Here is a 12,258-nt window from a genome sequence, read left to right as displayed (position 1 = left end):
TGCGCCCAGTTTAAACGTCAAATCTATTCCACAATTTTAGCTGTGTCAGTCCAGTAGGGGCGTGGCACACCTTATTTGATGAATTAGAATTACGCCCCGAAACCGTAGGGGCGCAAGGCTTGCGCCCAGTTTAAACGTCAAATCTATTCCACAATTTTAGCTGTGTCAGTCCAGTAGGGGCGTGGCACACCTTATTTGGTTGATTAGAATTGTAGGGGCGCAAGGCTTGCGCCCGGTTTAAACGTCATATCATGTCCGCCAAAATAACCGTAATATCCTTCTTCCTTGCAACCTTGCTCCTTCCCTTGGAGCCCTGGAGCCTTCTGCCCTTTGGCTTGTCCCCCCCAGCTTCCAGACGTAGCATGCTACGTCTCTACACCGCTCCCCCAGCCTCCCCAGCTTCCCCTATTCCCTTCACGTTTGTGCGGGCAAATAAACCGTAAATAAACTACCTTTACCCAACTCACTCTCGACTTCAATCCTACCCTGATGAGCTTCTACAATCCGACGAGACAAGTATAATCCCAAACCACTCCCCGATCGCTTATGCTTGCCTTGGCGAAATCGCTTGAACAGAGTGGCAAGATCTTCTGGACGAATACCTGATCCCGTATCTTGAATAGAAATTGCCACCAAAGGGGGTTGACCATCTGCCGAGTTTGTGAAATCCGATTCTAAACCTAAATTAACATCGACCGATCCTTGTTCCGTAAACTTGACCGCATTGCCAATTAGATTAGTGAATACGCGACGGAGTTCGAGGCGATCGCCCATCACCCGACAATTGTCTGAATTCGATGAATTAGCGCACTCTTCTACATTCAGCCTTAACGCTAATCCTTTTTCCTCAGCTAAGGGAGTCAGTTCTTGAACGACTTCCTTCATCATTTCCTGAGGATTTATTGAAACAAACGTTAAGTCTTTAGATCCAGCATCGTGGCGATAAACTTCCAATACCGTATTCACCATCTGGACTAAATGTTGGTTGCTTTGTTGGATAGAAACGACAGCTTCCACGGCTGAATCAGGAAGCTGTCCAAAGCTTCCCCGTTTCAATAAACTCAGCATCCGATCAGCCGCGACTAAGGGAGTCCGCAAATCGTGGGTGAGACGAGAGACGAAATCCTCTCGCTGACGCGCCAGTCGCACTTGTTCATCAATACTATGCTTAAGTCGCAGTAGCGATCGCACTCGCGCTAATAACTCGCCCACATCCACAGGTTTACGAATAAAATCATCCGCCCCCGCATCGAGTCCTTCGATCGCACTCGACTGTTCATAAGCGGTGATCAGCAAAATTGGGATAAAAGGCAAACTGCTATTTTGACGAATCCGCCGAGTCACCTCATAGCCATCCATTTGGGGCATCATTACATCCAGCAAGATTAAATCAGGAGGTGATTTTTCAACGATTGATAATGCGGAATATCCATCTTCAACTAAACTGAGGTCATATCCTTCAGTTTCTAAGATAGTTTGCATTAGGAATAAATTGTCTGGCGCATCATCAACTGCCAGAATTCGCTCTATTTTTGGCTCAGGTAGATTCATTTTTCATCTAGTTATACTTGAAAAGCATCGTAACTCCAAAACATTTTAAAAGATTTAATTATAAGCAGGTACTTTAATTTCTGTCAACTTCCCCGAATAAGAAATATAACGCGGCAATTCGACGCGAAAAATTGACCCTTCTCCCACTTGACTTTCTACCGTAATCTTGCCCTGCATCAATTGAACTAAGGATTTGGTCATTGCTAATCCTAGTCCTGTACCGGGGTATTGGCGGGCTATGGTCTGATCAACTTGGCGGAAGGCTTCAAAAATATAGTCTAATTCGGCTTGAGACAGACCAATTCCCGTATCCTCAACGTCAATGAGCAGTCGTTGCGATTCAACCTCGTATACATTGACCCAGATCGACCCGGATTTGGTAAATTTAACCGCATTCATGAGCAGGTGTTTTAAGACCTTGTGCAAACGAGAGCGATCGTTGATAACTAAGTGATTTTCAAGTTGGATTTTTATCGATAAGTCTAACCCTTTCTGGAGTGCCAAGGGACGAACATCATTAACCGTGGAATTGACCACTTGATCGATATTAAATTCTTCAGCTTTAAGTTCCAAAGCTCCGGCTTCAATTTGAGCAAAATCTAAGACTTCACTTAAGAGTGACAACAGATGCTTGCCATTTTTCAAGATACATTGAACCATCTTTAATTGTGATGATGTCAGTGATCCATGGCGTTGGAGTAGGAGCATTTGAGCAAAGCCGATAATCACATTCATCGGCGTCCGCAATTCATGGGACGTCGTAGCTAAAAACTGCGATTTAAGTTTAGAGAGTTCTTTTAATTTTAAATTTTGATGTTGAATTTGTTGCCGTTGTTGGGCTAATTCTTGATTTTGCCGGACTAGCTGTTCATTCGTCTGGCGCAACTGCTGATGAGCCAGTTCCACCTGCTGTTCAGCTTGGTAGATGCGAATCGCGTTTTGCATAATCCGCCCTAAACTTGTCGGTGAAACCTTATCCTGAGACAGGTAGTCTGACGCCCCAGCTTTCATCAGCGCCACGGCGACTTGCTCATTACCGTGAGCGGTGATTACCACCAAGGGAATCTTGACGCCAGCCTTTCGCAAATCCTGCACCAGGCTTAATCCATCTTTGTCGGGGAGACAGTAATCCAGAAAGACACAGTCAAATGTCTCACGGTCAATGAGAGCGATCGCGCTATTATAGTCACAGGCTTCAACATAATTGATTGACAACCCCGTGGCATCCAGAGCCTGACGCACAGCTAAGCGATCGATGTCCTCATCATCAACGAGCAGAATATTGAGCATTTCTTTCATCAACGAGCAGAACTGAAGGATTTCTTGATCACCAACGTCAGCATCAAGCTCACTGGTGTATCCCAGGGAAAATGGCAACTGGTGCGCCAAGGCTATTGACCTAACGCACAACTGACTTAATGGAGGTTGCAGCTTATTCTGGGAAGTGAGTTTGCCTAAGCTGGCATTGAAGACAGTCCAACCTTTGTCTTAGATTGTATGCTCATAGCTATGGTTTTCGTCTCAGTCCATAGGCATAATCACTTGAAAGTCTCTTGGCTGGCAAATTTTTGGCTCAACTGAAACGGCTTGATACTATTGATAGATGTACATCTGCCACGGATCTGCCATAGTGTTGATTATCTTTATTGCCGCGTCGCACTAGCGAGGGAAGAGTAATCGAGATGGATTAGGCTAGGCTGATTTGAGTCAGAAACCCCTTTGGTTCCCAAACCCCTGCCCGAGCTGGCATACAAAGTAATATATGATGAAAAGTACCCAGATCCGAGAGAAGGAGTCAAACAGTCCTACATCTCTCAATGACCAAGATCAAACGAATTTGAGTTCTGAAACATTGATGGTGAGTCCTATGCGTGTCGTCCTGATTGAAGACCATAACCTTACGCGGATGGGTTTACAAGCCGCTTTACAAGAACAGGATGGAATTGAAGTCGTCGGAGAAGCGGCGAATGCGACTCAAGGATTGAAGCTGCTGGAAAGCCTAAAACCTGATGTCGCTATTGTGGATATCGGTTTACCGGATATGGATGGCATTGATTTGACTCGCAAGTTCAAGAGTAGCCATACAGATACCCAGGAGCCAGAAACAAGGGTTCTCATCTTAACCATGCATGATAGTGAAGATGCGGTACTGGCTGCTTTTGCGGCTGGAGCCGATTCCTATTGCATGAAGGATATTGAAATTGAACAGCTTGTCGAGGCGTTAGAAGTAACCCAGGAAGGGAACGCCTGGATTGATCCAGCGATTGCCAGTATTGTTTTACGACAGGTAAAACGAGATCCATCCTCTGAAATGGCGGCGAATCAAGATCGAACTGTCAAGATTGATGGGGTAGGTCCAGAGTACGAACAAGTCATCGAAGCCTATCCCTTAACTGAACGGGAATTAGAGGTACTTGAGTTAATTGTGGCAGGAGCGAGTAATGCCGCGATCGCGGAGAAGCTTTATATTACGGTAGGCACAGTAAAAACCCATGTTCGCAATATTCTGAATAAGCTCTGCGTTGATGACCGCACCCAAGCCGCTGTCCATGCACTCCGTTCTGGATTAATTACTTAGGGGTTGCTGAATACGTGTTGTGGTGAGGATAGGGAACAGGGAACAGGAAACAGGGAACAAGTTCAACTAATTCCTGATACCGGATGCAGGATAATTCCCGATACCTGATGCAGGGCGACCCGATAAAATTAATAGGTGGGTCGTGTTCATTTGTGCAGCGGGTCGCCCCTACGGTGTTTGTCCACAAATAACCAATGACAAATGACCAATGACAATCCCCGTCGTTAACTGTAATTTCATCCACCGAATTAACGTGATGAAGAGACTTTTTCCGGCTTCGGATCTTTGACCTTAGCTGGTAGGTAAAAGCTAAACGTTGAGCCAACACCAACCTCACTTTCCACCGTAATATTACCGCCCATCATCTCACAGAAACGTTGGCAAATCGCCAATCCTAGACCCGTACCTCCGTACTTTTTCGTAGTCGAATCATCGGCTTGGACAAACGGCTGAAATATCTTGGCTGCCTGCTCTGGAGTCATACCAATACCCGTATCGGAGACCGAAAAAATAATCCAATCAGAGGTTTGGTCGTCATTCCCAACATCAGGCATTGAAGCCCCAACATCAGGCATTGAAGCCCTGTCGAGGGTTGCCGATGAAACCACAGACAATTCCCCATTCACCAGTAGCATTTTAGCGTCCCGTTTCGAGTTACCATTTCCCTCATTTTCACTTTCACGAGTAACACTCAGTACAATCGTGCCATTCTCCGTGAATTTGGCGGAGTTGCTAATTAGGTTTAATAGCAACTGCTTAACCTTAGTTCGGTCAGCATACATTGTGCCAAGGGACGCCGCGCCATGAACCTCTATAGTATTCGTCTTTTTCTTGATTAGGGGTTGTACCGTCTTCTGAACTTCAACAATTAAAGTAGAGATATCGAAGCTTTCCAGATAGAGGCTCATCTTCCCGGCTTCAATTTTAGAAATGTCCAGAATATCGGTAATCAGATTCAAAAGATGGAGTCCAGAGTCGTAAATCTGCTGGAGATCCGGGACAAAATCGGTATACCCTAAATCCTCGGCATCCTCCCGGAGTAACTCACTTAAGCCGAGGATACCATTCAAAGGCGTTCTTAATTCATGACTCATACTAGCAAGAAAGGCACTCTTCGCCCGATTAGCCGCTTCCGCTTCTTCTTTTGCCTGTTGCAATTCAATTTGGACGAATTTCGCATCTGTAATATCCCGAACAATCGCTAAAACTTCTTGTTCACCACTGACCACCAACCGTGCTTCAAAATTTCGGCGATGATCCTCCACAAACAACTCATACTCAAAAATTTGGATATCTTGAGTCTTTAACGTTCGCTCGACATACTCTAAACATAATTTAGCCACCTCTGTAGGTAAAACATCAGAGACAGGTTGACCAACCCAGGTTTCAGATGATTGTAGGTAAGACTCTCCTTTTGGTGCTTTAAAATCCAGAAAGATCCCATCTTGGCTAAACCGAAACATTAAATCGGGAATTGCATTCAACAAGGCACGATTTTTGGCTTCACTGTGTCGTAAATCTTCAGTCTGCTGTTCCAAACTTTCGATTAGGTTTCGCAGTTGGTCGGTCATGCTGTTAAAGGCACCCGCTAAAACTGCCAATTCGTCACTGCTGTCAATGACAATCTTCTGACTCAGATCCCCTTTCGCTAGATGCTGGGTGGCGGCGGTCATCTGCTTTAAGGGGTCGGTAATGGAACGGCTCAGAAGTAGTGCCACCAGCGTACCCACCATCGCCGCTGCCAGTCCCATGGCAATCCCTTCATTCCGCACCGCTGCCATCTTTGCCTTCAGCGGTGCTGTGGAAAGTCCGACACGAACTGCCCCAAGCCGCTGACGCCCCAAAACGACGGCTTTACCCGCAAGGAGTTGGTCAGACTGCCATTTAAACACTGTTTCGTTGCTTTCTACCAGTTCTTTGCCTAAGGGATCAGGTTTAACTCCATAAGCTAAAACATTGCGGCTATAGGCATCTGCTAGCACCCGTCCATCTTTGTCATAAATCTGACCTGCTACTAATACCTGATCCTTGCCCAACTCTTCCATGAGTTCCTTCATATAAGACACATCGAGAAAGTAGAGCGAATCTTGGGTGGCGACGACTAAGGTATCCAGCAATAGATCAGCCTGCTGTTCGAGTTCATCGCGAAAGGTTTCTTGCTGACGGCGTAGGGATAACATCGTAACGCTGGCGACCGCCACAATCACTAATGTGGTCATCGCCAAGGTTATTTTGGTGGCTAGTGAACCTTTTTTTGGGTTGAATCTAGCCATTCCACTTATCTTCCTCCCCTTATTCCGATAACGGTTGCTTCCTGGCTGATACATCTGGGCAACTTATTATTTACAAGAGCATCTGCACTTTATTTTTTCTCAACTTGTTCATACAACTGGCGCATTTTATCCAGACTGGTTTCAACGGGAAACTCGTCAAACTTGGCGGTTTCCTCAAAGGTGGTGAGTACCTCTTTCCCTTCAGGTGTCTGATCCATTTCCATTAACACCGTCTTAATCTGTTTTACCAACTCTGGGTCCATACCGGGTCTGACTATCACCAGATGGCGAGCGATTTTCTGGGTTTCAGCCAGAATTTTCAGCGCTTGGCGGCTTTCTTCGGGGATTTCTTCCAAAAATGAGTAATCCGCCGCGCCTGCTGCGACTTCACCACTCAATACCCATTGGATTGTATTTTCATCATCATTACTGTAAACATATCCCACCTCATCAGCGGCGACGGCTTCGTTTTGTGAGCCTTTTTCGACCATCTTCAAATCGGCGTCTAGCAGGGTATTCAGGGGTAAAAAATAGCCGGAGGTTGACACAGGTTCTTCAAAGGCGAGCATTTTTCCTTTGAGATCCGCTAAGGAGTCAATCTCGCTTTCTGCCAAGGTAAAGATCACCCCATAATATTCACCCTTGCCATCCTTCCAGCGGCGCAGGATGGGTTGGGCTCCCGATTTATCGCTGACAATCATCGCGGGGTAGGGACTGTCCACGTAGATATCGACTTTGCCTTCTTTGAGCAGGCTTGCCATTGTATCTAAGTCAGGGGCAACTTGTACCTCACCCACACCAATGTCAAATTTTTCCAAGCGGGCGGCTAGATAATCCGCCATGGGCTGGAAATTCTCTAGCTTGGCAGCGGCATTTTTGTTAACGTCGGCAAGGACAAGGGTTCCAGTAGCGGTGGATTGAGGGGTTGGCGTCGATGTTGGCGTTCGTGATAAGCTGTTCTCTTCGGTAGAACCACAACTTACGAGGGTGGTGAACAAGCCCAGCAGGACAACCTCTTTCAAAAATTTTGGCAACATTTGTTTAAACTCTCAATAATCACAAATTGTCGTTGATAACCGTGCAGTTGTTTCGCCTCAGCTTTTCTTGTCTGTTTAGACTCGAAAGGCGTCTCCAGTTTCCAGGTATGGGGATACCACTTTGTCTTTAAGATTATTTTGTCAGTTTGCTGAATACATATCAAATTTTGACAAATTTTTTCATAAAGTTTCCGTGAATTTTTTTCGGGTTTTTGTTAAAGAGTTGATGAACCTGTCTCAGAACTCTTCTTTATTGGTGTAAAACCATGCTAAATAAGGAGTACATAACTAGATAGTTTGACTCGACTTTTCACGTTAATTTTTGTAAACAAATTCCTCTGTAGCGCTGGGTGGGAATTGTGGATATGTAGTTCTGTCCCTGGCAAGTGTTCATTTAGCTTGAATATATTAAGAAATGTCAAAACATCAGCCCTTCTTACCCAAATCAACGGCAATGTTGCTTTACAAAACGTAACTTCTTGGGGTTAATTATACCCACCCTCTTAACGTATGGCTATCCACTGTATCCGAATCAGGAGGTTCATCACCCATGTCTAGGCGTCAAAATTCACTCATTCATCGAATGCCGAGTATCGTTCAGTCAACCCTACAGTCAGCCGTTTTACTCGGTATGGTGGCGACACCAGCCGCCGCGATTAATCTCAACCTGACACCCATCGGTTCCTTCTCGACAGAGACGTTCGCGGACAGCACCGCCGAACAAACGGCGTATGATCCGATCACTCAACGGTTGTTCGTAACCAGTTCCGGTCAACAGCGGATTAATATCCTTGATATTAGCAATCCGACGAATCCGTCGTCGTCGTCGTTGTTCGACCCCATCGACGTTTCTAAATTTGGGTCTGAATTTGGGTCACCTAACAGCGTCAGCTATAGCAATGGTATATTTGCAGTCTCTATCACCAATGAGATGCCGCAAAATCCCGGTTTTGTGTTGTTCTTCGACGCAGAGGGGAATTCCATCCATGACCCGGTTTCCGTGGGTTCAGTCCCGGACTCACTGACCTTTACCCCAGATGGCACCAAGATTATTGTGGCTAACGAGGGGGAGTTGAGTGATGATTACGATACTGATCCAGAAGGTTCTGTTAGCATCATTGACCTGACGGATTTTAGCGTAACCACGGCTAACTTTAATAATGTTTCCCTACCGTCAAACGTTCGCCTGTTTGGACCTAACGCTGGTAACCCCTCTCAAAACCTGGAACCGGAATTTGTGACCGTGTCCCAGGATTCCACCAAAGCCTATGTCACCCTGCAAGAGAATAATGCGATCGCGGTAGTTGATATCGCCAGTGGTCAGGTCGAAAAAGTGATCGGGTTAGGTTTCAAAGATTATAGCGTGCCAGGGAATGCCTTAGACGCCAGCGACGAAGACGGTGCGATCAATATCGCGAATTACGACAACCTGTTCGGGATGTACCAACCCGACGGGATTACCTCCTATATGGTAAATGGTGAGACTTATCTGGTCACCGCTAACGAAGGTGACAGCCGAGACTTTGACTTTTTTAGTGAAGAGGTGAGGGTAGGTGACTTACTGCTTGACCCAGAGGCTTTCCCCAATGCCGAAGAACTGCAAAAGGATGAAAATCTAGGTCGTTTAAAAGTGACCAATACTCTAGGGGATACAGACGGCGACGGGGACTTTGAGGAACTGTATACCTTTGGTGGACGTTCGTTCTCGATTTTTGATACAGACGGCGAACTCATCTTTGACAGTGGTGATGCGTTTGAACAAATCACGGCAGAGTTTCTCCCAGAGTTGTTCAACTCCGACGATGAACTCAACCTATTTGATGATCGCAGTGATGATAAGGGACCTGAACCTCAAGCGGTGACGATTGCTGAACTCTTTGGTCGCACCATTGCCTTTATTGGTTTGGAACGCATCGGTGGAATTATCAGTTATGACATCACTGATCCGTTTAACCCGTTCTTCCTCGATTATGTCAACAACCGCGACTTCTCCGTTGATTTTAATTTAGATGAGGAAGGAGATCCTGATCCGACAGATGAACAGTTAGCTGCTGTTGGTGATTTGGGGCTAGAAGGGTTGCTGTTTATTGCGGCTAACGATAGTCCCAATGGTAACCCCTTGGTGGTTACTGCCAATGAAACCAGTGGAACCGTGAGTGTCTTTGAAGTTGAAAGCGTACCCGAACCCAGTTCTGTACTCGGTTTGCTACTGTTTAGTTCCTTAGGCTGGGTTGGATTAAAACGCAAGCGCCTCCACTAATACCGAGTTGCGCTCAAACATAGTAGATAGGAAAAGCAGGGGGAGCTGGGGGAGCTGGGGAAGCTGGGGAAGCTGGGGAAGCTGGGGGAGCTGGGGGAGCTGGGGAAGCTGGGGAAGAATTAATTTGGGTGTAGAGACGTAGCATGCTACGTCTCTACATCTTCGGATAATCATCAATACTGATTTAGGCAGATTAAATTTATTTAATTAGGTAGAAGCGAAGAGTCACAGTAAATTGATAGGCTGAACCTAATAGAGGCATAGACACAACAATAAAGATTACATTAAGGAGAGAATTCTATGAATATTATTGCTTGGCTCGTATTAGGTCTAATTGCAGGCGCGATCGCGAAACTCATTTATCCCGGACATCAAGGCGGTGGAATCTTTGCCACCATTGGCTTAGGGATTCTCGGTGCTTTAGTTGGAGGGTTTCTGGGTAAACTCTTGTTAGGCTCGTCCGGAGCCGCCGCCGCCGCTTCAGGCGCTCTCAGTATTGGCAGTATTATCTTTGCCGTTCTTGGTGCCTTGCTGTTGATCTTCATCTGGGGTTTAGTCACTCAGAAATCCGCCTAATCAAAAAATAAGATAGAAGGCAAAAGGCAGAAGGCTCTAAGGTTAATATCTGCTTTTTGCCTATTTTATAGGGGTAGGAGGAAAAGACACACTGCACGAATAAACTGATGTGCAGCAAGCCTTATGTAGTTGTCTATTCCCTCAACCCTTACGAATGACAAATGACGAATGACGAATGACGAATGACGAATGACGAATGACGAATGACGAATGACGAATGACAAATGACAAATGACAAATGACGATCCCACCTACTTATTTCGCCAAATCTGCCAGACTGCGCCAACCGAAGCACCAACGCCTGCTAATAAACCCATTCCCATTCCTTCGACCGTTTTAACCATGGGATCTTGCAACAAGCACTCATCGGTCGGTGTCGCAACACCTAAACACTGATTCAATTCTGCTTGAGCAGCAGTACCTCCCACAACAAGCCCCACCGCACTACAACTCACGACTAATAGGCAAAGGCGAATGATTTTTCTATCCATCGATAGAGATATTAGTAGATAATTTGCCCTATCCTAACCTATCCAAAGGATTATTGGAAACCTTTGGCGGCTTTCTTTTTCCGCTTGCCTTTAGACTTGGATTTGTGAACCTCAGCGACAGCCGACTCAAAGAGATTGTGCAAATGCAGAGGAACGCTAGCAATTTCTGGGAGTTCCGGTTCTAGGGGTTTATGAAACTCTTGGTGAAGGGTAGGTTCTAACTCCTGCTGAAGATTAAAATCTGGACGATCTAACACTGTTTGTAATACCGTCTCCAGTTGAGTCGGATACTCCTCGGCTAGCTGTTGCCAGATAAACAGGTTAATCTGAGGATCATTTAAGTATTTGTGGACTCGTTGTTCAGCATTGGGATAAGTTTGCCAGTCTTCGGATGCTAGCATCTCTTGAAACTTGGTGTAACTGGGAAGAAACATCTGGCCCCAACGGGGATGAGAAAAAACAGTCACCTGTTCAGCGTTGCGGATATCGTCCGGTAAATCCACCTTAGGCGTCACCATGGGAGAGTTGGTGGAGTTGTCCAACATATTGCTAACCGCGTTGGCGTCTGCGCCTGCTTCCACCGCTGCTGATTTAACGTCCTCCTCATCCGTACCCGAATCTTGAATCATCTCTTTGAGGGACTTCGACGGATCGATCCCAGCCGCTGCTAGACGTTCTTGGGTCATTTTATCCCGCAGTTGAGCCAATTTTTGATTAAGCTGGTATCCAGGAAGGGTAACGCGATCGCGTCCAAAAAAGTCTACAAATGACTGATGATAGGTAGCGACAGAGTCCCAAGCCTGTTCTAACAGTTCCGGCGCATCACGGTAAAGGGCATTTTTGTAGTTGTTCTTGAATTCCCCAATGGCTACGGCTAGCTTGGGCTGACTTAAGCGCCCTTTGGCAAGGATGGGACTTAAAATCACCCAGTAGGTATCGGTGACAGGGGCGAGGCGAGTGAGTAAGATTTCCCCAACCTTAAACCGCTGCATTTGTTCAATAGTGGTGGGATGAGTCGGTTTGACGGTGTAATGCTTATCCGTTAGCCAATTTTTCAGTTCAAAGCCATCGGGGAGGATGTGAGTCAGTTCAAACAAGCCGATAAAGCTATCTCGCCATCGGTTTAACAACGTGCGATCGCGGGGTGTTAAATTAGGATGTTGTTCTAGGAACAGATCCAACGGTGTCTGATTGTCCACCTCACCCTCAGTTAAGAAGGTATCAATCACCAAGTTGCGCTGATTGATATCGTAGGGTTCTCGCGTCAACTGATCCGCCGCATAGCTTTCCAAGGCGACGGCTAACTCTCCGTCTGCTTCCAGTACGAAGTCCGTTAGGGCTTGTTTCAGATCTTTGGCTTGCTCTAGAATTGCATCCACAGAGGTTTGCTCACCGCTCAACTCTACTAGGGTACAGTAATCAAGACATGAATGCCTCTGTTATTGGGAATAAAATCAATTTAAGATTGATCCAGATCCAATATTTCGATTAA

At 46.1% G+C, this 12,258-nt stretch carries 9 protein-coding genes; 3 read left to right on the top strand and 6 right to left on the bottom strand.

From position 1 onward, the window contains the following. Nucleotides 1-414: 414 nt before the first annotated feature. A complete protein-coding gene (locus RIC07_RS21790; RefSeq protein WP_446396352.1) occupies nt 415-1,551 on the bottom strand; it encodes a hybrid sensor histidine kinase/response regulator in 1,137 nt (378 codons plus the stop codon). Between the two features lie 54 nt (nt 1,552-1,605). After that, the gene (locus RIC07_RS21785) at nt 1,606-2,940 is read right to left on the bottom strand and encodes an ATP-binding protein (protein WP_446396351.1); all 1,335 of its coding nucleotides are present in this window, start codon (nt 2,938-2,940) and stop codon (nt 1,606-1,608) included. Between the two features lie 469 nt (nt 2,941-3,409). Between RIC07_RS21785 and RIC07_RS21780 the strand changes: the two genes are divergently transcribed. After that, complete coding sequence (locus RIC07_RS21780; protein WP_446377088.1) at nt 3,410-4,129, top strand: response regulator; 720 nt, start codon at nt 3,410-3,412, stop codon at nt 4,127-4,129. 248 nt (nt 4,130-4,377) lie between these two features. Here the strand turns inward: RIC07_RS21780 and RIC07_RS21775 are convergent, their stop codons facing one another. Both RIC07_RS21775 and RIC07_RS21770 read right to left on the bottom strand, forming a co-directional pair. Further along, nucleotides 4,378-6,402 carry an ATP-binding protein gene (locus RIC07_RS21775; RefSeq protein ID WP_446396350.1) on the bottom strand — a complete coding sequence of 675 codons (2,025 nt, stop codon included), beginning with the start codon at nt 6,400-6,402 and terminating at the stop codon, nt 4,378-4,380. Between the two features lie 89 nt (nt 6,403-6,491). Continuing rightward, the gene (locus tag RIC07_RS21770) at nt 6,492-7,439 is read right to left on the bottom strand and encodes a phosphate/phosphite/phosphonate ABC transporter substrate-binding protein (RefSeq protein ID WP_446396349.1); all 948 of its coding nucleotides are present in this window, start codon (nt 7,437-7,439) and stop codon (nt 6,492-6,494) included. 550 nt (nt 7,440-7,989) lie between these two features. Between RIC07_RS21770 and RIC07_RS21765 the strand changes: the two genes are divergently transcribed. After that, the gene (locus RIC07_RS21765; RefSeq protein ID WP_446396348.1) at nt 7,990-9,699 is read left to right on the top strand and encodes a choice-of-anchor I family protein; all 1,710 of its coding nucleotides are present in this window, start codon (nt 7,990-7,992) and stop codon (nt 9,697-9,699) included. A gap of 300 nt (nt 9,700-9,999) precedes the next feature. Next, nucleotides 10,000-10,275 carry a GlsB/YeaQ/YmgE family stress response membrane protein gene (locus tag RIC07_RS21760; RefSeq protein WP_446373733.1) on the top strand — a complete coding sequence of 92 codons (276 nt, stop codon included), beginning with the start codon at nt 10,000-10,002 and terminating at the stop codon, nt 10,273-10,275. 251 nt (nt 10,276-10,526) lie between these two features. Here the strand turns inward: RIC07_RS21760 and RIC07_RS21755 are convergent, their stop codons facing one another. After that, nucleotides 10,527-10,766 (bottom strand): hypothetical protein, encoded by a 240-nt coding sequence (locus RIC07_RS21755; RefSeq protein WP_446377033.1) that lies wholly within the window; start codon nt 10,764-10,766, stop codon nt 10,527-10,529. A gap of 50 nt (nt 10,767-10,816) precedes the next feature. After that, entirely contained in the window at nt 10,817-12,166 is a 1,350-nt protein-coding gene (locus RIC07_RS21750; protein WP_446396347.1) for a hypothetical protein, read from the bottom strand. Nucleotides 12,167-12,258 lie beyond the last annotated feature (92 nt).

Origin of the sequence: Coleofasciculus sp. E1-EBD-02 (assembly GCF_040218245.1) — a bacterium.
GTDB lineage: Bacteria > Cyanobacteriota > Cyanobacteriia > Cyanobacteriales > Coleofasciculaceae > Coleofasciculus.
Note: the sequence above shows the minus strand (reverse complement) of the source record. Positions and strands in the feature narration are given on the sequence as shown.

What these genes read in the sequence shown, in the direction of transcription:
- RIC07_RS21755 (WP_446377033.1), bottom strand. Translation starts at nt 10,766, where the DNA reads ATGGATAGAAAAATCATTCGCCTTTGCCTATTAGTCGTGAGTTGTAGT.
- RIC07_RS21765 (WP_446396348.1), top strand. Translation starts at nt 7,990, where the DNA reads ATGTCTAGGCGTCAAAATTCACTCATTCATCGAATGCCGAGTATCGTT.
- RIC07_RS21770 (WP_446396349.1), bottom strand. Translation starts at nt 7,439, where the DNA reads ATGTTGCCAAAATTTTTGAAAGAGGTTGTCCTGCTGGGCTTGTTCACC.
- RIC07_RS21790 (WP_446396352.1), bottom strand. Translation starts at nt 1,551, where the DNA reads ATGAATCTACCTGAGCCAAAAATAGAGCGAATTCTGGCAGTTGATGAT.
- RIC07_RS21760 (WP_446373733.1), top strand. Translation starts at nt 10,000, where the DNA reads ATGAATATTATTGCTTGGCTCGTATTAGGTCTAATTGCAGGCGCGATC.
- RIC07_RS21775 (WP_446396350.1), bottom strand. Translation starts at nt 6,402, where the DNA reads ATGGCTAGATTCAACCCAAAAAAAGGTTCACTAGCCACCAAAATAACC.